The sequence below is a fragment of the Massilia aerilata genome (assembly GCF_042656905.1).
Classification (GTDB): Bacteria; Pseudomonadota; Gammaproteobacteria; order Burkholderiales; family Burkholderiaceae_D; genus Telluria; species Telluria aerilata.
Genome location: NZ_JBHSMZ010000004.1, coordinates 540,623 through 560,391 on the forward strand (window position 1 = coordinate 540,623; position 19,769 = coordinate 560,391).

Consider the following 19,769-nt stretch of genomic DNA (forward strand, 5'->3'; position numbering starts at 1 on the left):
AACTGATGAATTTGAGTGCAAATGTGTGTAACGAATCGTAATGTTTTCGATTAGAATTCCGGGTCTACGTTTTCCTGCGATCTCATGGCCCGTCCACAAACAATGCGCCTGCGCCCCCTAGTCGGCAGCCTCACCCTGTCCTTGTTCGCGATGCACGCCCACGCCGAGCAGCCCGCGCAAGGCATCCAGGATATCGCCGACCTGAGCCTCGAAGAGCTGGCCAACGTGCAGGTCACCTCGGTGTCCAAGCGGCCCGAGTCGCTGTCGAATGCGGCCTCGTCGATCTTCGTGATCAGCGGCGCCGACATCCACCGTTCCGGCGTCACCACGCTGCCCGAGGCGCTGCGCCTGGCGCCGAACCTGGAAGTGGCGCGCGTCGATGCGCGTAACTATTCGGTCACGTCGCGCGGCTTCAGCAACCCCTTCGAGAACAAGCTGCTGGTGCTGATCGACGGCCGCACCGTGTATTCGCCGCTGTTCTCGGGCGTCTACTGGGACGTGCAGGACGTCGTCATGGAAGACATCGACCGCATCGAAGTGATCAGCGGTCCGGGCGCCACCATGTGGGGCGCCAACGCCGTCAACGGCGTGATCAACATCATCACCAAGCCGGCGGCGGCGACCCAGGGCGCGCTGCTCAGCGCCAGCTACGGCAAGGACGAACGCAACGGCGCGGTGCGCTACGGCGGCGCGCTGGGCAAGGACGGCCACTACCGCGTGTACGCCAAGTACGCGGACAACGACGACCTGCGCAACGAGAAGGGCGCCACCGTGCTCACCGGCTGGCGCCGCCAGCAGGCGGGCTTCCGCACCGACTGGGGCAATGAAGGCCGCAACGTGACGGTGCAGGGCGACGTCGTCGACGGCAAGCTGCACCAGGCCGGCACCGCCGACATCCAGGTGCGCGGCGCCAACCTGCTCGGCCGCCTGAACCAGACCTTCGCGGGCGGCTCCACCGCGACCCTGCAGATGTACTGGGACCATACCGAGCGCGATCAGCCGCTGGCCTTCGTCGAGCATCTCGACACGCTCGACCTGCAGCTGCAGCATGCCGTCGACCTGGGCGAAAGCAATCGCCTGGTATGGGGCGGCGGCTACCGCTGGGGCCACGACCGCGTGCAGAACGGCCCGGGCTTCGGCTTCCTGCCCGGCACCCTGAACCTGCACTGGGCCAACCTGTTCGCCCAGGACGAATTCGCGCTGCGCGAGAACCTGCGCCTGACCGCGGGCCTGAAGTTCGAGGACAACAACTACACCGGCGTCGAGGTGCTGCCGACCCTGCGCCTGGCCTGGAATCCGAAGCCGTCGACGCTGGTCTGGGGCTCGCTGTCGCGCTCCGTGCGCGCACCCTCGCGCATCGACCGCGACCTGTATGCGCCCACCGTGCCGGCCGTCGTGAACGGCGTGCCGCAGTACGGCATCGCCGGCGGCCCGGACTTCGAATCCGAAGTCGCCAACGTGTTCGAACTGGGCTACCGCGCGCAGCCGATGGCGACGCTGTCGTATTCGGCCACTGCCTTCTTCGGCCGCTACGACAAGCTGCGCACCCTGGAGCCGAACCCGAACGGCACCGGTTCCGTGTTCCGCAATTTCGCCCACGGCGACACGCGCGGCATCGAAGCCTGGGCCACCTGGCAGGCGGCGAAGAACTGGCGCCTGATGGGCGGCGGCGTGGTGCAGCGCATCGACACCGCGGCCAACCCCGGCAGCCGCGACAGCACCGGCGCGACCGGCCTCGCCACCAGCGATCCGAGCCACTACTGGATGCTGCGCTCCTCGCACGACCTGGCGGAAGGGCAGGAGCTGGACTTCACGCTGCGCTACGTCGGCGCGCTGGAAAGCCCGGCCGTGCCTTCCTACACGGCGCTCGACCTGCGCTACGGCTGGCGGATCCGCAAGGGCCTGGAGCTGTCGCTGATCGGACGTAACCTGCTCGATCCGAAGCACGCCGAAGCCGGCGCCGCGGGAGGACGCCATGCCTACGAGCGCGCGGCGCTGCTCAAGCTGGTCTGGACTTTATAAGATGACCGACTCGGGCCATCGCCAGCGGTTTGGCGCCGCGCTCCTGGCCTTCCTGCTCGGCGCCGCCGCGCTGGCGCCCGCCGTGCCGGCAGCGGCGGCCGGCGCCCAGATCGCGGCCAGTGAAGAGCGGGTGCAGGCCGCTTACCTGCACAAGTTCCTGAACTACGCCGACTGGCCGCCAGGCGCCTTCCCGCAGCCCGATACGCCCTATGTGATCGGGGTCGCCGGCGACGATGCGGTGGCGGACGAACTGGCGCGCATCGCCGCCGGGCGCAGCGTCAACAACCGCGGCGTCATCGTCAAGCGCCTGCTGCCGGGCGATACCGTGAACGACCTGCACATGCTCTACGTCGGCCGCAACGAACGCGCCCGCCTGGGCCAATGGCTGCGCCAGGCGAAGGGCCGGCCGATCCTGACCGTCAGCGCCGCGGACGGCGCGCTCGACCTGGGCAGCATCATCAATTTCCGGACCGTCGACGACCGGGTCCGGTTCGAAGTCTCCGTCGATATGGCCGAGCAGAGCGGATTGCGCCTGAACTCGCGCCTGTTCAGCGTGGCCACGAACGTGGTGAAAGGGAAGTCTTGAGCATGTTTGGCGCCGTTAAACAATCGATCTCGCGCAAGCTGGTGCTGGGCGTGCTGATGACCACCCTGAGCGCGCTGCTGGTGGCCTGCGCCACGATGCTGGCGCTCGACGTCCGCAATTACCAGACCGGCTGGGCCGACGACCTGCGCGCCCAGGCCGACATCCTGGCCACGGTCACCCAGCCCGCGCTCGAATTCAACGATACCAAAGTGGCCCAGGAAAACCTGCTGCAGCTGCGCGCCAGGCCGCTGATCGTCACCGCGGCCATCTACCGGCCGGACGGTTCGCTGTTCGCCTGGTACTCGAAAACGCCGGAGGACGCGCGCAAGCTGCCGAAGGCCTTGCCGCGCGAAGGCCGCGTCATCGCCGGCGGCGAGATCGCGGTCAGTGTCAGGATGCTGCGCAACGGCGAGACCGCCGGCATCGCCTATATCGCGGCCGAATATCCGCTGATGGCCCAGGTCAAGCGCTACCTGGGCATCCTCGCTGCGGTGCTGGTGGGCAGCCTGCTGATCGCCATGCTGATGTCCAGCTGGCTGCAGGCCGCCATCATCAAGCCGGTGCTGGCCCTGACCGAGGCCGTCGACCAGGTGATCCGCCGTCGCGACTTTTCGATGCGCGTACCGAAGACCACCGAGGACGAGGTCGGGGTGCTGGTCGACGCCTTCAACGGCATGCTCGGCGAAGTCGGCGAACGCGCCAAGGCGCTGGAAGCCTCGCACGCGCAGATGCAGCACGAGATGGAGGAGCGCATCGCCGCCGAGGAAGCGGTACGTGAGCTGAACAATTCGCTGGAAGCGCGCATCCGCGAGCGCACCGCCGAGCTGGAAAAGACCCATGCCCAGCTGCGCCAGTCGCAAAAGCTGGAAGCCATCGGCCAGCTGACCGGCGGCGTCGCGCACGACTTCAACAACGTCCTGCAAGTCATCGCCGGCAACCTGCAGCTGCTGCAGATGTCCCTGGCGGGCAATCCGGAAGCCCAGCGCCGCCTCGAATCCGCCGCCTTCGCGGCAGACCGCGGCGCCAAGCTGTCGTCGCAGTTACTGGCCTTCGCGCGCCGCCATCCGCTGCAGCCGGTGGCCACCAACATCGGCCGCGTCCTGCGCGGCATGGACGACCTGCTGCGCCGGGCGCTGGGCGAATCGGTGCAGATCGAGACCGTGGTCGCCGGCGGCCTGTGGACCACCATGGCCGACCCGCACCAGCTCGAGAACGTGATCCTCAACCTGGCCATCAACGCGCGCGACGCGATGAAGGGCGACGGCCGCCTCACGCTCGAACTGAACAACGCCATGCTGGACGATCACTACGTGCTGCACGAGCCGGAAGTCGCGGCCGGCCAGTACGTGATGCTGGCGATTTCGGACACCGGCTGCGGCATGCCGCCGGAAGTCGCCGCGCGCGCCTTCGAGCCCTTCTTCACCACCAAGCGCGAGGGCGAGGGCACGGGCCTGGGCCTGTCGATGGCCTACGGTTTCGTCAAGCAGAGCAATGGCCACATCCGCATCTACAGCGAAGTGGGCAGCGGCACCACCATCAAGATCTACCTGCCGCGCTCGATGCAGCCGGAAGTCGAACTGCCCAACCTGCGCAATGCGCCGGTGCTGGGCGGCAGCGAGACCATCCTGGTGGTCGAGGACGACCTGGCGGTGCAGGCCACCGTGGTCGACATGCTGCAGGGTCTCGGCTACCGCGTGCTGAAGGCCAGCGACGGGCAGGGCGCGCTGACCATCCTGCAAAGCGGGGTCCCGGTCGACATGCTGTTCACCGACGTCGTCATGCCGGGCCCGGTGCGGAGCATCGAGGTGGCGCGCCAGGCCAAGCAGATGCTGCCGGCCATCGAAGTGCTGTTCACCTCTGGCTATACCCAGAACGCCATCGTGCACGGCGGCCGCCTCGATCCGGGCGTGGAGCTGATCAGCAAGCCTTACCGCCGCGACGAACTGGCGCGCAAGATCCGCCAGCTGTTCACGGCGCGCAAGGAAGCGCACGCCGCGCCGCCGCCGGCGGTGCAGGCGGTGCAGGCGAAGGCGCCCGGCGAGGCGGAAGCGCCGCTGCCGGTGCCCGAGGTGCCGCTGTCGATCCTGGTGGTGGAAGACAACCAGGACGCCCGCAGCATGCTGTCCGAACTGCTGCTGATCCTCGGCCACGGCGTCGAAGGCGTGGGCAGCGCCGAGCAGGCGCTCGAGCTGCTGGCGCAGAAGGAATTCGACGTGCTGCTGACCGACCATTCGCTGCCCGGCATGTCGGGCCTGGAACTGGCGCGCATCGTGGCGGCACGCGACAGCCAGATGAAGATCATCTTCTCGTCGGGCTACGGCGCGCCGGAGTCCACCGGCCTCGAGGTCAAGCCGCTGTTCCTGCCCAAGCCTTTCACGCTGGCCGCGCTGCAGTCGCTGCTGGAAGAGGTCAGCAGCGTTTAACTGAGTTCGTCGATGATCGCGCACAGGCGGTCGGTCGTCACCGGCTTCACCAGGTGCAGGTCGAAGCCGGCTTCCAGCGCCCGGTTCTGGTCTTTCACCAGGCCATAGCCGGTCAGCGCGATCAGCTTGATGCCGCTGGTGGCCGGGTCCTGGCGCAGGCGCCGCGCGACTTCGTAGCCGTCCATGCCGGGCAGGCCGATGTCGATCAGCGCGACCTGCGGCGGATCGGCCAGCGCCGCTTCGATGCCGCGGATGCCGTCGCCGGCCTGGCGCACCTCGTAGCCCTGGGCGCGCAGTGCGAGCGCCATCATTTCGCGGCCGTCGTCGCTATCGTCGATCAGCAGCAGGCTCGGCCTGGCGCCGGGCGTCCTGGCCGGGCGCGCCGGCTGCACCGTCTCGGCCGGCGCGATCGCCGGCAGGCGCACCGTGAAGACGCTGCCCCGGCCGCAGCCCTCGCTGCTGACGGCGATGGCGCCGCCATGCAGTTCCACCATGCGCCGCACCAGCGACAGGCCGATGCCCAGGCCACCCTGCGAGCGGTCGAGCGCGCTGGAGACCTGCATGAAGATGTCGAAGACCTGCGGCAGCAGATCGGCGGCGATGCCGATGCCGTTGTCCTTGACCACCAGTACCGCCTCGTCGCCGATGCGCTGCACCGACACCTCGATGACGCCGCCCGGCGGCGTGTACTTCAGGGCGTTCTCGACCAGGTTCGACACCACCTGTTCGATGCGCGCGGGATCGCCGTCCACCCAGGCCGGGTCCAGTTCGTCCGTGAGCGTGTGCATGCCGGCGCGTCCGGTCGCGCGGTAGGTCGCGAGGCAGGTCTCGACCAGCTTGCCCAGGTCGAGCGGGCGGCGCGCCAGCACCACCTTGCCCGACATCGCGCGCGACAGGTCCAGCAGGTCGTCGACGATGGCGCTCAGCTGCCTGGTCTGGCGCTGGACGATGCCGCGCGCGCGCAGCGCGATTTCGGTGGTGATGGCCGGCATGCCCAGCAGCGAGGCCGCGCTGCTGATTGCCGACAGCGGATTGCGCAGCTCATGCCCCAGCATCGCCAGGAACTCGTCCTTGGCGTGGCTGGCGCGCTCGACGGCGTGGCGTTCTTCCATCTCCCGGGTCAGCCGCTCGTTGATGTCGACCAGTTCCTGGGTATGCTGGCCGAGCGCGGCGGTCTGGCGGCGCAGCTCTTCGTTCTTCTGCGCCATGGTGACGAACACCGACACCTTGGCGCGCATGATCTGCGGGATCACCGGCGTGAAGATGAAGTCGGCCGCGCCGCGCTGGTAGGCCTGCAGGCGCGCGACTTCGTCGGCCTGGTAAGCCGTGATGAAGATGATGGGAATCTCCGCCGCGCGCGGGTGCTGCTGGATCGCCTCGGCGGTCTCGAAGCCGTTCATGCCCGGCATGTTCACGTCGAGCAGGATCACGGCGAAGTCGTGCAGCAGCACCTGGCGCAAGGCCTCGTGCCCGGAGCGGGCGCTGACGACCGTGTAGTTCAGTTCCTCTGCCCAGAGATCGAGCAGGCTGGTCAGCGCCAGGAGGCTGGCATGGTCGTCGTTGACGACCAAAATCCTGGGACGCTCGAATGGGGGCACCTTGTCTCCGGTTCGTATTTATTTTATCGGTCGTGCAGCATACCAAAGTTGCAAAGAAGCACGCGATTTGATTCGCATGCCGGCGTCGCGGCCCAGCCGCATGATCGGCATCTCGACCAGCACGAAGGACAGTCTGGCGAGGCCCAGCGTAAGCATGAAGACCAGCACTGCACGCCCGTCCGGCCCGGGCATGGTCACATGCAGCAGCGCGAGTCCGTGGCGGTACCAGGCGCTGTCCAGCAGCAGCGGCACGGCCAGGTGGTACAGATGGAAGCCGTAGCTGATCCTGCCGAAGGCGGCCAGCGGGCGGGTCTCGCGCAGGCGCACCGCCAGGTTCAGGCCCAGCACCAGGGCCGAGCCGGCGTAGCGCAGCGGGCCCAGATCCAGACGCCCAGCTGGCCCGGCCGAACACGGTGATGTGCGCGTTATGCTGGAGGAATACCAGGCAGACCGCGATGGCGCGCAAGCCATCGAAGCCGCGAATTCGTTGTGTCATGGTCCTGCGGCGTAAAAGGTTCCACAGGGATATTACCTTAATAACATCCTTAAAAAGGCGGCGCCTCCCAGGCTTCCGGCGGCTGAAGGTCCAGGTCGATCTCGATCGTCTCCAGTCCGGCGAGCCCGGCGCCTTCGACCAGCGCCTGGGCCTGGAAGGCCGCATGCGCGCGCACGCCGTGCGGCTGTGGCGCCGCCAGCAGCACCGGCAGGGCGGGGAACCAGGGCTGCAGCCGCGCCAGCAGCGCATCGCCCATGCCCGGCACGACCCAGGCCGGCGGCGGGAAAGCCACCGCCACCCGCACGCCTTTCAGCACCGTCAGCGCGACCCGGATCTTCATCTCAGATCCGGTCGCTTTCCTTGCGCACCACGCGGCCGATCACCAGGCATTCGGCGCCCTTGCACAGCTTGCGGTGGTAGCGGCGCTGGTCCGGGTTGTCCGAAGTCAGCCACCACTGGCCGGCGTCGCGCACGAGGCGCTTGACCACCGCTTCGCCCTCGTAGTTGAAGGCATAGACGGCGCCGTCGACCGGCTTGGTGTCGCGGGTGTTGACGATCACGATGTCGTCCTCGAACAGTGAAGGTTCCATGCTCTCGCCCTTGACCAGGATGGCGATCAGGTGCTCGGCGCGCAACTGGTGGCGTTCGATCCACGAGCGGCGCAGGCCCAGGGTGCCGCCTTCGCGCTGCTCCGGCTCGGTCTGGAAGCCGGTGATGCCGGCGGACAGGCGCAGCTTGACCATCTGGATCTGGACGAAGTCGGCGTCGTCGTTGGCGGCGGCGCGCACCGGCATCGCATCCGGAACCCCGTGCAGGGGCGCATGGTGGCGGTCGCCTTCGCCGGTCATCAGCCAGATGTGGGAGATCCCGAGCTCGCGCTCGAGGTTCAGGGCGTAGCGGATATCCATCGACTTGATCTTCCCGGTCAGCCACTGGTTGACGACGCTCTTCGAGGCGCCGGACGCCTTGACGAGACCGGTCTGGCCACGCTCTCCTTCGAGCTGGGGCAGGTCGTGATGGATGACATTCAGGCGTTCGGCCAGGGAGTTCATGTTTAGCATCCTAAACTCGATTGGTGTAGTGTTCTTGACTTTGATCAGTTTAGAGTTCTATACTCGTATCGAATACTAAACCTTTATCAGCCAATAATCAACGCTGGAGACACACCATGATCGCGATCCTGTTCCTCAAGCTCGCCGCCGTCCCGTTTGCCGCCGGCCTGGCGGCGACCGGCCTCGGCTTCCTGTTCCTGTGGCCGAAGTCGGGACGCGAGGCGGCCGCGCGCTTCGTCTGCACGCTGCTGGCCTGCACGGTGGCGGGGCCGATCCTCGCCATCGCCGCCTACTGCTGGTGGCCGGCCCTGTTCGCGTCGAGCGGGCAGTTCGCGATCCTGGCCGGCGGGCCGGCCGAACTGGGCGTGCTGATGGTGGCCGCGCCCTTCCTGGTGCTGGCGGGCTTGCCGGCCTGGTGGATCGTCGGCGCGGTGCTGCTGTGGTTCGAGCGGCGCCGCAGCAAGGACATCGCCGAGATCGCGCACGACGCCGCCGAGGCCGTGCGCCAGGTGCGCGAGAGCTTGTGAGTCAGGCCGGATTGCGGCCGGCGGCGAGGCCGGTTATGCGCGGCAGTTCTTGGCCCGACCGGACCGCCTGACGTGAACGATACGCCGCCACCCGCCGCTTGCCCGGACGCGCCGCCACCGCGCTGCGCATCGCTTCCGCCCACATCGCGCTGCGGCAGGACGGCGCCGCCATCGCCGCCGCGAGCGACCGCGAGCTGCGTTTCGGCGGCAAGCTTGAACTCACCATCCCGGCCGGCAAGAGCGTGGAGTCGGACCGGTCGCGCTGGCGGTACCGGCGCTGGCCGACCTGGCCGTCAGCCTGTATCTGCCGGACAGCGTGCAGGCGGGCACGGTGCAGGCGGCCGCCTACCAGATGAGCTACGTGGCGGCGCCCGGCAATTTTGCCGGCGCCGCCACGCTGCCGGTCGAACGCAGGATCCCGCCCTGGCCCCTGCTGGCCGAGATCGACGTCGACACCGGCGGCGCCAGCGACGCCGCGGATCGGCAGCGTCAACCGCGGCATCGGCGGCGCTCGCAATGCCGCGCCAGGCGGCGCGCGGCTACCGCAGGCCCGCTAACTGATCGAGGCGGGCATCGGCAGCAGTTCCAGCACGGCCTCCGCCACCCGCTCCGGCGCCACCCCGGCCAGGCATCCGTGGTGGCCGGCGGGGCAGGCGCTCTTGAAGCAGAAGCGGCAGGGCACGTCCTGGAACAGCACCCGGCTGCGCACCTGCCAGGGCGTGTGCTGGGGATGCGTCAGCGCATACAGGTCGACCACCGGCGTGCCCACCGCGGCCGCCACGTGGGCCGGGCCGCTGTTGTTGGTCAGGGCGACGGCCGCCAGCCGCAGCGCGGCGCCCAGCTCGCCCAGGCTCAATTCGCCGGCCAGCGCATGAACGGGAACGCCGCAGCCGGCGCGGATCTCCGCGATCGTGCCGGCGTCTGGCGCGCCGCCCACGATCACGACAGGCAGGCTGCTGCGCGGCGCCAGCAGCTCCAGCGCGCGCGCCCAGTGGCCGGCGGGATAGCGGCGCGAAGCCGCGCCGGCGCCCGGATGCAGCAGCAGCCATGGCCGGTCGGCATCGATGCCCAGGCGCAGCAGGCGCGCGCGCATCGCGGCCAGGTCGGCATTGCGCAGCGCGAAGGACAGCGGCTGCTTCGATCCGGCCGGCGGCGCCGCCCGGGCGCGCCGCACCAGCGCCAGCTGGCGCTGGACCTCGTGGCGCACCATCAGTTGCGGCTCGGGCTCCTCGGCCCAGTCGGTGAGCAGGTGGCAGGGATTCTCGCGGCAGTATGCCAGCCGCAGCGGGATCCCGGCCAGCCAGCACAGGGTTGCCGCGGGCAGGGCGCTTTGCGTATAGCTCGTGAACACGACGGCGGCGTCGAAGCGGCGCGCGGCCAGGCTGGCCGCCAGCGCGAACAGCTCGTCGGGCCGGGACGGCTGCGCCGCCTGCATCCAGGGCGCCGCATGCACGATCGCATCGTCGATTTCGGGGATGAAGGGCGCCGCCGCCGCGCCCGAGCGCGAACTCAGCAGGGTCAGGCTGCGGCCAGGCGCCGCATCGCGCAATGCCCGCAGTGCCGGCGTGCACATCAGGACATCGCCGAGGGCGTCCAGGCGCACGCACAGGATGCGGCGCGCGTCCTCCCATGCCGGCCTCGCGCCCGCCGTCATGCCATATCCCCATGGCTGGCGATCAGTACCGCCGCGGCATACAGGTCGGGCGCCATGCGGGTCGGGATGCGGCGCGGTCCCAGCCGCCATTCGGTCTCGTTGCCGTTATCGATCAGCATGGTGCGGCAGCCGGCGCGGTTACCCGCTTCGACGTCGTGCAGGATGTCGCCGACCATCCAGGACGAGCGCAGGTCGATGCCGTGGTCGCGCGCCGCCTGCAGCAGCATGCCGGGCATGGGCTTGCGGCAGTGGCAGTCGCAGGCATAGGCGCCGACGCTGCCGTCCGGATGGTGCGGGCAGTAATAAAAGCCGTCCAGCGTGAGATGCTCGCGGAACAGCAGGTCCTGCAGGCGGTCGTGGACGGTCTCCATGTCGCCTTCATTGAAGCGGCCGAAGGCGATCCCGGCCTGGTTGCTGACCACGAACAGCCGGTAGTCGAGCCGCGACAGCAGGCGCAGGGCCGGGCCGGCCCCGCTGCACAGGCTGATGCGCTGCGGCTCGACCTTGTACGGCAGGTCGTCGGCCAGGGCGCCGTCCTTGTCCAGGAAGACTGCTTTCATGGCCAGGACGTCTCCCGCACCGGCAGCACGGTCAGCTCCGGCACCATGCTCGCGCGCGGCAGCAGCAGGGCGCCGAGGATGGCCTGGGCCACGTCGGCCGGATCTTGCAGCACGTTGGGATCGAGCTCGGGAAAGCCGTCGCCCAGGGGCGGCGTGCGCATGCCGCCGGCCACCACCGCGGTGACGCGGATGCCGTGCGGGCGCAGCTCGGCGTGCAGGGCGTGCGACATCCCGAGCAGGCCCCACTTGCTGGCGTGCCAGGCGCTGGCCTGGGGCCAGGCGCGCCTGGCGGCGGTGGAAACGATGTTGACGATGTCGCCCGCGCCCTGGCGGCGCATGTGCAGGGCGGCATACTTCGATAGCAGGAATGGACCGTTCAGGTTGGCGCCGATCACGCGCAGCCAGTCTTCCTCGCGCAGTTCGTCGATCGGCAGGGTGACGTCGGCGCCGGCGTTGTTGACCAGGATGTCGAGGCGGCCCATGCGGTCGAGGGTGCGCTCGATGGCCTCGTGGGCCTGGGCCGGGTCGCCGGCGTCGAGTTCGACGGCATCCGTGCGCACGCCGTGGGCGCGCAGGCGCGGCAGCAGGTCGCGCAGGGCGGCGGGATGGATGTCGGCGGCGACGATGTCGGCGCCTTCGGCGGCCAGCGCATCGGCCAGGGCGGCGCCGAGGCCGCTGGCGGCGCCGGTGATGAAAGCAGTCTTGCCGCGCATGGTCTTCCCCCGTATGAATGATGTGACGGGTTCGACCGGGGCGGGAACGGCAGGGTTCCCTTGCAGCGGGAATGCCTGAATCTGCGTCAAGCGTGTTCGTCAGGCTGCAAAAGAAAACGCGCCGGTGGGCGGCGCGTTCGTTCAGGGGCTCAGGGGCTCAGGATTTTAGGGCTTGCGCTTGAAGCCGGTGTCGTCGTCCATGTTCTGGTCGCCGGACAGCTTGTTGGCATAGCCGGGGCTGCGCGGGTAGCCGCCGGCGGCGTCGTTCGAGTCGTGCGCCGGCGGTCCGCTCTCGGCGGCGCCGGCGCCGGTTTGCGAGCCGGCGCGGTCGGTGCTGCCGGCCGCGTTGCGGGCGCCGCTGTTGCCAGGCGAGCGCGGCAGTCCGCCGGCCGCGTCGTTCGATTCGTGCACGCCGCCGATGCTGGCGGCCTGGTTCGCCATCGATCCCGAGCCGGACACACCGAGCTGGGTGTTACCCTGCTGGGCTTCCTGGCCATTGCCCTGGGAACCACTCAGCGGGCCGCGCATGCCGCCGCCGTTGCGGGTGGAATTGTCGGACACGTACAGGCTGCTGCCCTGTTGCCGGTTGCCCGTGCCGGATCCCGCGTTCAGGCTGGTCGGCGCGCTCTGCGGGCCGTGCATGCCGCCGCCGCTGGTGCCGCTGCGGCTGGCGGATTGCATGCTGCCTGACTGCGTACTGCCCGACCGCATGCTGCCGCCGCTCCGGTTAGCGACCTGCGAGTCGCCGTGGTGCGGACTCACGTTCGCGCCCGATCCGCCGGGACGATGGCCAAGCGGCTCTTCGAGGATGCCGTAGGCGCCGGACTTCTGCTCCATCTGGCGCTGGTGGCTGTCGGTGATGCCCTGCACGGTGCCCGAGCCGCCGCTGATCTGGTTCTGCATGGAACCGCCGGGTTCCTGCGACTGGTTGTCCTGCCGGCCACCCATCGTGTCGACATTCTGCCCGCCCATCTGCTCGGAGCCGAGGCCGGCGGGATAAGTGTGATCCAGCGGTCCGTCGTCCGCGGTCTTGCCCTTGGCGCCGGGCGTCCATTTTTCGTTGGCGACGTTGTTCGTCTGGTTGTTGACTTCACTGCGTTGGTTCGCATCCATGGCCGTCTCCTTTCAACTGGAACGATGCATTCTTATAAAGATAATGCGCGCCGGGAGGCAAGTTCAGTATAGGAAGAAACAGCGGGTGATTGTAGGACTAGTACTGACGACTGCCTTTCTTAACAATTTACTACTGGAAGTAACTTTCGGCTGTGCATTTTCTGTCTCACATTGTCCTACAAAGTCATCTGATAACGTCCTATAGTCTCATCCATCCCGCATGCCTAAGATGATTCAGACTGACGCTCATCAAGATCTGTTGAGAGCGTCGGAACCGGCCTGCCGCAGGACGCGGCGGTTTTTAGAGCATTGAGGAGAGAGCACCATGGCATCGAACAACCAGGGCAACAAACAGAGTGGCGGTACGAAAAACCGCGGATTTGCGTCGATGGATCCTGAACGTCAGCGCGAAATCGCCAGCCAGGGCGGCAAGGCCGCTCACCAGAAGGGCACGGCGCACGAGTTCACCTCGGAAGAGGCTCGCCGCGCAGGCAGCATGAGCCATGGCAACCGCCAGTCGGCAGCGGGCGGATCGTCGCGCAGCGGCTCGCGCGGCAACAAACAGTAAGCTGCTGCTGCAGGGCGGTGGCGGCGCCGTCCCTTCCGGGCACAAGATCGGGGAGCAGGGCTCCCCGTTTTGTTTTTCTTTCACACAATTCGCGTATGGGATAAGGTAGAATCGCTGCGCCTTTTTGTCCAATCTCATAGGAGTTGTCGTGAAATCTGCGGTCATCCGTCAAGTCAAAAGCATGGCTATGTCGTGCGACCGGGTCGGTAATTTGTTGCTGGCGAAGTTCTCCGCGCAGGGCGCGAATGACACCTGTTTCGTTATCCCGGCCTCGATCGTTTTCTTCCTGCTGAAGAACCTCCCACCCAACCAGGATCCCAGCCTGCAGCCGCCGCCGCCCGGGCCGCAGATCACGCAATGGGACTGGGATGCGAACGTCCCGCGCGCCCTGACGGTCAATTGCAAGGTCCAGCCGGGCAAGATCAGCATGACCTTCAACCTCGACATCAAGCCCGACCTGACCCTGGTCCTGGATCGCGGCAACGTCGAACTGATGCGCCAGATCCTGCACGCCTACAGCCAGGACCTGATCGACCTCGACGAATAAAGGAGCGGCCATGCCCATCAAGATCAGCCAGTATTTCGACTCCGGCGCCATCGACGTCGTCAGCGCCGAGAGCCCGTCGAAGATCGACCTGAACCTGCGCAAGGATTCGCACGCCGACATCCACCAGTGGTTCCATTTCCGCCTGCAGGGCGCGCGCGGCCAGGCCTGCACGATCCGCTTCCTGAATGCCGGCCAGGCCACTTATCCGAAGGGTTTCGAGGGCTACCAGGCGGTCGCCAGCTACGACACCGAGAACTGGTTCCGCGTGCCGACCAGCTTCGACGGCCAGGTGATGACCATCGATCACACGCCTGAGCTCGACAGCATCTATTACGCCTATTTCGAGCCCTACACCTGGGAGCGCCACCTGCGCCTGCTGGGCGAAGTGGCCGAGAACCCGGTCGCCCGCGTGCACGACATCGGCACCACGGTCGACGGCCGCGACATGAACCTGGTGGTGGTCGGCAATCCGCAGGCCGAGAAGAAGATCTGGGTCATCGCCCGCCAGCACCCGGGCGAGACCATGGCCGAGTGGTTCGTCGAGGGCATGATGGATGCGCTGCTCGACAATTCGAACCCGGTCTCGCGCAAGCTGCTGCAGCGCGCCGTGTTCTACATCGTGCCGAACATGAACCCGGACGGCTCCGTGCGCGGCAACCTGCGCACCAATGCGGCCGGCGCCAACCTGAACCGCGAGTGGATGACGCCGTCGGCAGAGCGCAGCCCGGAAGTCCTGTGCGTGAAGCGCAAGATCGAGGAAACCGGCGTCGACATGTTCTTCGACATCCACGGCGACGAAGCGCTGCCCTACAACTTCGTGGCCGGCAGCGAGATGCTGCAGGACTTCACGCCCCAGCGCCTGGCCGCGCAGAACGCTTTCGTCGAGCGCTACATGGCGTCCAGCCCGGACTTCCAGAACGTCCACGGCTACGCGGCCTCGAAGTACAACGAGGAACTGCTGACCCTGGCCTCGAAGTACATCGGCCACACTTACAAGTGCCTGTCGCTGACCCTCGAAATGCCGTTCAAGGACAACGCCAACCTGCCCGACAGCTATGTCGGCTGGAACGGCGCCCGCAGCGCGGCGCTGGGCGCGGCGATGCTGCAGCCCATCCTGCTGTCGCTGGACGACTGAGGGAAGGGGAGGACCATGGGCATCGAAATCGAGCGCAAGTTCCTCCTCAAGAACGACGGCTGGCGCGGGCTCGGCCAGCCGACCCTGATGCGCCAGGGCTACCTGGCGGCCGACCCGGTGCGCACCGTGCGCGTGCGCATCGAGGGTGAGCGCGCCGTCCTCACGATCAAGGGCAAGAGCACCGGCGCCTCACGCGGCGAATGGGAATACGAGATTCCGGTGGCGGACGCCGCCGAACTGCTGGACGGCCTGTGCGAGCAGCCGCTGGTCGAGAAGACGCGCCACCGCATCGAGCATGCCGGGCATACCTGGGAAGTCGATGAATTCAAGGGCGAGAACGCCGGCCTGGTCGTCGCCGAGATCGAGCTCGGCAGCGAAGACGAGGCCTTCGAGAAGCCCGACTGGATCGGCCGGGAAGTGACGGGCGAGAAGCGCTACTACAATTCCAGCCTGATCCGGCTGCCTTACTCGAAGTGGAACGACGCGACATGATGCCTGGAGCTCCCGCGCGCCTTACCGTCATGTTTCTGTCCCTGGCTCTGTTTGCCGCTGCCGCCGTCTCCGCGCCGTCCGCTTCGTACTTCCCGCCCGCCGGTGCCTGGGCCCACAAATCGCCGGCCTCGCTGGGCATGGACCCGGCGAAACTGGCCGAAGCGATTGCCTATGCCAGCGCCCACGAGACCGAGCGCGCGAAAGACTTTTCGGACCAGCAGCAGACCTTCGGCCAGCCACTCGGTTCGCTGCCGACCCGGCGCGCCGCCACCAATGGCGTGGTGATCTACAAGGGCTATGTGGTGGCCGAGTTCGGCGACACGCACTTCGTCGACCCGACCTATTCGGTGGCGAAGAGCATGCTGTCGACGGTGACCGGCATCGCCGTGCGCGACGGCAAGATCACCGACCTGAACCAGCCGGTCGGCCAGGCCGTGCAGGACGGCGGCTATGCCTCGCCGCACAACGCCGCCATCACCTGGAAGCACCACCTGCAGCAGGAATCCGAGTGGGAAGGCAGCATGTGGGGCAAGAATGCGGACTTCGTCGGCATTGACGCCTTCGGCGCCGGCGAGCGCAAGCCGCGCGTACTGGAAGCGCCCGGCCAGCATTACGAATACAACGACGCCCGCATCAACCGCTTCGCGCTGTCGCTGCTGCGCGTGTTCGGCAAACCGGTGCCGGAGGTGTTCCAGCAGGAAGTCATGGACCCGATCGGCGCCTCGAACACCTGGAAGTGGGTGCCCTATACCAACAGCTATGTCGAGCTGAACGGCAAGCTGGTTCCCTCGGTCAGCGGCGGCACGCGCTGGGGCGGCGGCATGTGGATCGATTCCTGGGACATGGCGCGCTTCGGCTACCTGTGGCTGCGCGGCGGCGCCTGGAACGGCAAGCAGATCCTGCCGCGGGACTATGTGAAGGCGGCGTTGATGCCGAGCGAGCACGGTCCCGACTACGGCTACCTGTGGTGGCTCAACACCAAAGGCAAGAACCTGCCGGGCCTGCCGGCCACCGCCTATGCGGCGCTGGGGGCGGGCAGCAACGACATCGTGGTCTCGCCCGAGCATGAGCTGGTGGTGGTGTGGCGCTGGCATGCGGGAAACACGGCCGAGTTCGCCAAGCGGGTGATCGCCGCCATCCGGCAAAAGTAGGGTAGATTGGCGGGCACGATCCTCGATGAGGTGCCCGCCATGCCAGACCAGCTGCCGACCTTCGGTCCCGATGCCCTCGGCGCCGACCCCGAATCCCGCGCCGTCGTCGACCTCGCCACGCGCGGCCACCAGATCTTTCCCACCTTGAGCGACGACGAGCTGCAGCGCGTGCGCCGCTTCGGCCAGCCACGGCGCTGGGCCGATGGCGCATGCGTGTTCCACGCCTGCGGCGCTTCGCCCGGCATGCTGGTGGTGCTGCAGGGCCATCTCGTGTGCAGCCGCGGCAATGCGCTCGGCGAGCGGGTCGAGGTGGTCGACTACGGACCTGGCCAGTTCAGCGGCGAAGTCGCCCAACTGTCGGGCCGCCCGCCCCTGGTCGACGGTATTGCGGTGGGCGAACTGGAGGCGCTGCAGCTGGACGCGCCGGCGATCCGCGCGCTGATGATGGCCGAGGCCGAGCTGGGCGAGCGCGTGATGCGGGCCTACATCCTGCGCCGCGTGCTGCTGATCGGCGACCACCCCGGCGGCCCGATCCTGATCGGCCCGCCCGCGCACGCCGGCCTGTTCGAGCTCGAGAACTTCCTGTCCCGTAACGCCTATCCGTACACGCGGCGCGATCCGGCGCGCGATCCGGAAGCGGCGCAGCTGGTGCGCGAGCACTGGCAAAGCGAGTCGGACTGGCCGCTGGTGGCGCTGCCCGACGGCTTCGTGATGCGCAACCCGACCCTGGTCGAACTGGGCCGCTGCCTCGGCACCTTGCCGCGCATCGACCGCGACAAGGTCTACGACGTCCTGGTGGTGGGCGCCGGTCCCTCCGGCCTGGCGACCGCCGTGTACGCGGCTTCCGAGGGTTTATCGGTGATGGTGCTGGACCAGCGCGCCTACGGCGGCCAGGCCGGCGCCAGCGCACGCATCGAGAACTTCCTCGGCTTCCCGACCGGGATATCGGGCCGCGCGCTGGCCGGCCGCTCCTACGTGCAGGCGCTCAAGTTCGGCGCCGAGGTCGCGATCCCGGCCCAGGCCACGCGCCTGCTGTGCCATGAGCGGCCGCTGAAGTTGGAGCTCGACGACGGCGCCTGCCTGCGCGCGAACACCGTGGTGCTGGCGGCCGGCGCGCGCTACCACCGGCCGGAACTGCCCGGCCTCGAGCAGTACGAAGGCCGCGGCGTGTACTACTGGGCTTCGCCGGTGGAGGCGGGCCTGTGCCGCGGGCAGGAAGTGGTGCTGGTCGGCGGCGGCAATTCGGCCGGGCAGGCGGCCGTGTTCCTGTCCGCGCATGCCAGGACCGTGCACCTGATGGTGCGCCGGGGCGGGCTCGAAGAGACGATGTCGAGCTACCTGATCGAGCGTATCGCCGCGGCGCCGAACATCCAGCTGCACACCCGGCTCGACCTGGCGGCGCTGGACGGCGACGAGGGCGGCTTGCGCACGGTGCATTGCCGCGGCATCGCCGATGGACGCGAGCTGGCCTTCGAGACCCGGCACATGTTCCTGTTCGTCGGCGCCGATCCGAACAGCGACTGGCTGCGCGAGTGCCAGGTGGGGCTGGACGACAAGGGCTTCGTGCTGACCGGGGCCGATGCCGGGCGCGATTTGCACGGGCGCGGCCTGGAGACCAGCGTGGATGGGGTGTTTGCGGTGGGGGATTTGCGGTCGGGGTCGACCAAAAGGGTGGCGGCTGCGGCGGGGGAGGGGGCTGCGGTGGTGGCGCAGATACACGCCTATTTGGCAAACTAACCCGTCGTCCCCGCGAAGGCGGGAACCCAAGTTTCAAGCATACGTAAGCGCACGCAAAACTTGGGTCCCCGCCTTCGCGGGGACGACGGACTTAAGGCGCGGGAACGCCGTTACAAGCTTTAGTGGAAGTGCTCATTCCCCGCCGGCGTATCCTCCGGCATCTCGGCATGCACCAGCTCCCCGGTCGGGTCGGCGAACAGCGGCGCGCCGCAGTCGTCGCAATACTCGGCGACATAACGCTCGGCGATGCGTTTGACGTGGGCGACGCCCATCTCGTTCAGGTGCTTGGCGATCTCGTCGATCGGCGCCAGCGGGCGGTCGCTGTGGACCGGGCCTTCCATCGGCGTGCCTTCCTCGTCTTCCTGGCCGTACAGCGGCCAGACGATGCCGTACACGACGTCCGGCGACTGGCGCAGGGTGAAGCCGACGCGGTATTCGTCGACCTGGCTGTCGTTGACTTCGTCGCCGAAGCCGGCGATCACGGCGCGCAGGTCGCCCGGTTCGACGCCCAGCGTGTAGGTCAGGTAGTGCACGGCGGCGCGCACCGAAACCGGACGAATCAGCTTGTCCGCCTCGCGGCAGGCCACGTAATAAGCTTCCGGCAGCAGCAGCTCGGTGCCGCAGCCGGGCAGCAGGCGCGCGATGTTCGGACCGGCCTGGGCGCGCCATTGCTCCAGCGCGGCGTCGCGCACGGCTTCGAAGTTGACGTGGTGCTGCGGCTCCTGCCAGCGGAACAGCGGGGCGCCCACCGGGGCGATCACGGCCACCAGCAGGTAGCGGGTATCGGCCAGGAATTGCGAAGCGTCCGGGCCGGGTGCGGCCGGCTTCAGGCTCGCGCCCTTCTTGTGCGCGGCCTGGGCCAGCTTGTGGGTCAGGCCGTAGGTCTCGGCGTGGGTGCGCGGCAGCTGGTCGAGCGAGTACAGGGTCGGCGCCATCGCCATGCGGGCGCCATCGGCCAGCAGGTGGGCCGAGAAGTGGGCCGACAGGGTGCCGACGATGTCGTTCGGGATGGTGCCGGAAGCGATCGAGAAGCGGGTCCAGGCCAGCACGGGCGCGGCCACCAGCAGGGCCTGCCAGGTGACTTCGGCGCCGTCCGCCTGTTCCGTCATGGTCGAGGATTCGCTGACCGCTTCGACGCCGTCCATCAGCACGTCGTAGACGGCCAGGTCGCCCTTGAACAGGACGTTCAGGGCGGCGTCGATGCTGTCCTGGTGGTTGGTCTTGAGCAGCTTTTGCAGCTGCGAGTCGAGATTGCGCTCCCAGGTCCGTTCTTCAACGCGGCTGGCGGCCTGCACGATGGCTTGGCTGATGCTGACTAGACGCTGGCTTTCTGCCGATAGTTTGGGTGAGTCTTTGGAGGAGCGACGCATAGTAGGTGTTTGAATGTGGAACGAT

General features: G+C 68.0%; 20 protein-coding genes. 10 read left to right on the forward strand and 10 right to left on the reverse strand.

Annotation, left to right across the window (positions count from 1 at the left end; all coding sequences use genetic code 11):
• The first annotated feature begins 84 nt into the window (after positions 1-84).
• The 3 genes from ACFPO9_RS07290 to ACFPO9_RS07300 are packed head-to-tail and all read left to right on the forward strand — an operon-like array spanning position 85 to position 5,031.
• Positions 85-2,022: a TOL_0244 family TonB-dependent receptor gene (locus ACFPO9_RS07290; RefSeq protein WP_379768924.1), complete on the forward strand. Its 1,938-nt coding sequence runs from the start codon at positions 85-87 to the stop codon at positions 2,020-2,022.
• 1 nt (position 2,023) lies between these two features.
• The gene (locus tag ACFPO9_RS07295; RefSeq protein ID WP_379768927.1) at positions 2,024-2,608 is read left to right on the forward strand and encodes a TOL_0243 family YfiR-like periplasmic protein; all 585 of its coding nucleotides are present in this window, start codon (positions 2,024-2,026) and stop codon (positions 2,606-2,608) included.
• A 2-nt stretch (positions 2,609-2,610) separates the two neighbouring features.
• Positions 2,611-5,031, forward strand: coding sequence for a sensor histidine kinase, YfiR-like protein-associated (locus tag ACFPO9_RS07300; protein WP_379768930.1), 2,421 nt, complete (start codon positions 2,611-2,613; stop codon positions 5,029-5,031).
• On the opposite strand, the gene ACFPO9_RS07305 is transcribed toward ACFPO9_RS07300, so the two are convergent.
• The 4 genes from ACFPO9_RS07305 to ACFPO9_RS07320 form a co-directional block, all read right to left on the reverse strand.
• Positions 5,028-6,629: a response regulator gene (locus ACFPO9_RS07305; protein ID WP_379768932.1), complete on the reverse strand. Its 1,602-nt coding sequence runs from the start codon at positions 6,627-6,629 to the stop codon at positions 5,028-5,030. The genes ACFPO9_RS07300 and ACFPO9_RS07305 overlap by 4 nt on opposite strands.
• A gap of 18 nt (positions 6,630-6,647) precedes the next feature.
• Positions 6,648-6,977: a hypothetical protein gene (locus ACFPO9_RS07310; protein WP_379768935.1), complete on the reverse strand. Its 330-nt coding sequence runs from the start codon at positions 6,975-6,977 to the stop codon at positions 6,648-6,650.
• A gap of 197 nt (positions 6,978-7,174) precedes the next feature.
• Positions 7,175-7,465 carry a hypothetical protein gene (locus ACFPO9_RS07315; RefSeq protein WP_379768937.1) on the reverse strand — a complete coding sequence of 97 codons (291 nt, stop codon included), beginning with the start codon at positions 7,463-7,465 and terminating at the stop codon, positions 7,175-7,177.
• Position 7,466: 1 nt separating this feature from the next.
• Positions 7,467-8,177, reverse strand: coding sequence for a S24 family peptidase (locus tag ACFPO9_RS07320; RefSeq protein WP_379768939.1), 711 nt, complete (start codon positions 8,175-8,177; stop codon positions 7,467-7,469).
• A gap of 116 nt (positions 8,178-8,293) precedes the next feature.
• Between ACFPO9_RS07320 and ACFPO9_RS07325 the strand changes: the two genes are divergently transcribed.
• A complete protein-coding gene (locus ACFPO9_RS07325) occupies positions 8,294-8,704 on the forward strand; it encodes a hypothetical protein (RefSeq protein ID WP_379768941.1) in 411 nt (136 codons plus the stop codon).
• Between the two features lies 1 nt (position 8,705).
• Here the strand turns inward: ACFPO9_RS07325 and ACFPO9_RS07330 are convergent, their stop codons facing one another.
• From ACFPO9_RS07330 to ACFPO9_RS07350, 5 genes are all read right to left on the reverse strand, one after another.
• Positions 8,706-9,197 carry a hypothetical protein gene (locus tag ACFPO9_RS07330; RefSeq protein WP_379768943.1) on the reverse strand — a complete coding sequence of 164 codons (492 nt, stop codon included), beginning with the start codon at positions 9,195-9,197 and terminating at the stop codon, positions 8,706-8,708.
• A 60-nt stretch (positions 9,198-9,257) separates the two neighbouring features.
• Positions 9,258-10,358: a glycosyltransferase family 9 protein gene (locus ACFPO9_RS07335; RefSeq protein WP_379768946.1), complete on the reverse strand. Its 1,101-nt coding sequence runs from the start codon at positions 10,356-10,358 to the stop codon at positions 9,258-9,260.
• On the reverse strand, positions 10,355-10,918 hold the full coding sequence (locus tag ACFPO9_RS07340) for a D-glycero-alpha-D-manno-heptose-1,7-bisphosphate 7-phosphatase (RefSeq protein ID WP_379768948.1): 564 nt from the start codon (positions 10,916-10,918) through the stop codon (positions 10,355-10,357). The genes ACFPO9_RS07335 and ACFPO9_RS07340 overlap by 4 nt, the downstream gene beginning before the upstream one ends.
• A complete protein-coding gene (locus ACFPO9_RS07345) occupies positions 10,915-11,631 on the reverse strand; it encodes an SDR family oxidoreductase (RefSeq protein ID WP_379768951.1) in 717 nt (238 codons plus the stop codon). Before ACFPO9_RS07345 ends, ACFPO9_RS07340 begins: the two co-directional genes overlap by 4 nt.
• A gap of 165 nt (positions 11,632-11,796) precedes the next feature.
• Complete coding sequence (locus ACFPO9_RS07350; protein WP_379768953.1) at positions 11,797-12,744, reverse strand: hypothetical protein; 948 nt, start codon at positions 12,742-12,744, stop codon at positions 11,797-11,799.
• Positions 12,745-13,069: 325 nt separating this feature from the next.
• On the opposite strand from ACFPO9_RS07350, the gene ACFPO9_RS07355 reads away from it, so the two are divergent.
• The 6 genes from ACFPO9_RS07355 (at position 13,070) to ACFPO9_RS07380 (ending at position 18,374) form a co-directional block, all read left to right on the forward strand.
• Positions 13,070-13,312, forward strand: coding sequence for a KGG domain-containing protein (locus tag ACFPO9_RS07355; RefSeq protein ID WP_379768955.1), 243 nt, complete (start codon positions 13,070-13,072; stop codon positions 13,310-13,312).
• 181 nt (positions 13,313-13,493) lie between these two features.
• A complete protein-coding gene (locus tag ACFPO9_RS07360; protein WP_379768957.1) occupies positions 13,494-13,859 on the forward strand; it encodes a hypothetical protein in 366 nt (121 codons plus the stop codon).
• 10 nt (positions 13,860-13,869) lie between these two features.
• Complete coding sequence (locus ACFPO9_RS07365; RefSeq protein WP_379768959.1) at positions 13,870-14,994, forward strand: M14 family metallopeptidase; 1,125 nt, start codon at positions 13,870-13,872, stop codon at positions 14,992-14,994.
• Positions 14,995-15,009: 15 nt separating this feature from the next.
• The gene (locus ACFPO9_RS07370; RefSeq protein ID WP_379768961.1) at positions 15,010-15,486 is read left to right on the forward strand and encodes a CYTH domain-containing protein; all 477 of its coding nucleotides are present in this window, start codon (positions 15,010-15,012) and stop codon (positions 15,484-15,486) included.
• A 29-nt stretch (positions 15,487-15,515) separates the two neighbouring features.
• Complete coding sequence (locus ACFPO9_RS07375) at positions 15,516-16,637, forward strand: serine hydrolase domain-containing protein (RefSeq protein WP_379768963.1); 1,122 nt, start codon at positions 15,516-15,518, stop codon at positions 16,635-16,637.
• A 39-nt stretch (positions 16,638-16,676) separates the two neighbouring features.
• Positions 16,677-18,374, forward strand: coding sequence for an FAD-dependent oxidoreductase (locus tag ACFPO9_RS07380; RefSeq protein ID WP_379768965.1), 1,698 nt, complete (start codon positions 16,677-16,679; stop codon positions 18,372-18,374).
• Positions 18,375-18,493: 119 nt separating this feature from the next.
• On the opposite strand, the gene ACFPO9_RS07385 is transcribed toward ACFPO9_RS07380, so the two are convergent.
• The gene (locus ACFPO9_RS07385; protein ID WP_379768967.1) at positions 18,494-19,744 is read right to left on the reverse strand and encodes a DUF2863 family protein; all 1,251 of its coding nucleotides are present in this window, start codon (positions 19,742-19,744) and stop codon (positions 18,494-18,496) included.
• Positions 19,745-19,769: the final 25 nt, after the last annotated feature.

Coding starts and splice junctions, on each gene's coding strand:
- ACFPO9_RS07315 (WP_379768937.1), bottom strand. CDS start 7,465: ATGAAGATCCGGGTCGCGCTGACGGTGCTGAAAGGCGTGCGGGTGGCG.
- ACFPO9_RS07300 (WP_379768930.1), top strand. CDS start 2,611: ATGTTTGGCGCCGTTAAACAATCGATCTCGCGCAAGCTGGTGCTGGGC.
- ACFPO9_RS07320 (WP_379768939.1), bottom strand. CDS start 8,177: ATGAACTCCCTGGCCGAACGCCTGAATGTCATCCATCACGACCTGCCC.
- ACFPO9_RS07335 (WP_379768946.1), bottom strand. CDS start 10,358: ATGACGGCGGGCGCGAGGCCGGCATGGGAGGACGCGCGCCGCATCCTG.
- ACFPO9_RS07360 (WP_379768957.1), top strand. CDS start 13,494: ATGGCTATGTCGTGCGACCGGGTCGGTAATTTGTTGCTGGCGAAGTTC.
- ACFPO9_RS07340 (WP_379768948.1), bottom strand. CDS start 10,918: ATGAAAGCAGTCTTCCTGGACAAGGACGGCGCCCTGGCCGACGACCTG.
- ACFPO9_RS07295 (WP_379768927.1), top strand. CDS start 2,024: ATGACCGACTCGGGCCATCGCCAGCGGTTTGGCGCCGCGCTCCTGGCC.
- ACFPO9_RS07370 (WP_379768961.1), top strand. CDS start 15,010: ATGGGCATCGAAATCGAGCGCAAGTTCCTCCTCAAGAACGACGGCTGG.
- ACFPO9_RS07355 (WP_379768955.1), top strand. CDS start 13,070: ATGGCATCGAACAACCAGGGCAACAAACAGAGTGGCGGTACGAAAAAC.
- ACFPO9_RS07380 (WP_379768965.1), top strand. CDS start 16,677: ATGCCAGACCAGCTGCCGACCTTCGGTCCCGATGCCCTCGGCGCCGAC.
- ACFPO9_RS07290 (WP_379768924.1), top strand. CDS start 85: ATGGCCCGTCCACAAACAATGCGCCTGCGCCCCCTAGTCGGCAGCCTC.
- ACFPO9_RS07345 (WP_379768951.1), bottom strand. CDS start 11,631: ATGCGCGGCAAGACTGCTTTCATCACCGGCGCCGCCAGCGGCCTCGGC.
- ACFPO9_RS07365 (WP_379768959.1), top strand. CDS start 13,870: ATGCCCATCAAGATCAGCCAGTATTTCGACTCCGGCGCCATCGACGTC.
- ACFPO9_RS07350 (WP_379768953.1), bottom strand. CDS start 12,744: ATGGATGCGAACCAACGCAGTGAAGTCAACAACCAGACGAACAACGTC.
- ACFPO9_RS07375 (WP_379768963.1), top strand. CDS start 15,516: ATGTTTCTGTCCCTGGCTCTGTTTGCCGCTGCCGCCGTCTCCGCGCCG.
- ACFPO9_RS07325 (WP_379768941.1), top strand. CDS start 8,294: ATGATCGCGATCCTGTTCCTCAAGCTCGCCGCCGTCCCGTTTGCCGCC.
- ACFPO9_RS07385 (WP_379768967.1), bottom strand. CDS start 19,744: ATGCGTCGCTCCTCCAAAGACTCACCCAAACTATCGGCAGAAAGCCAG.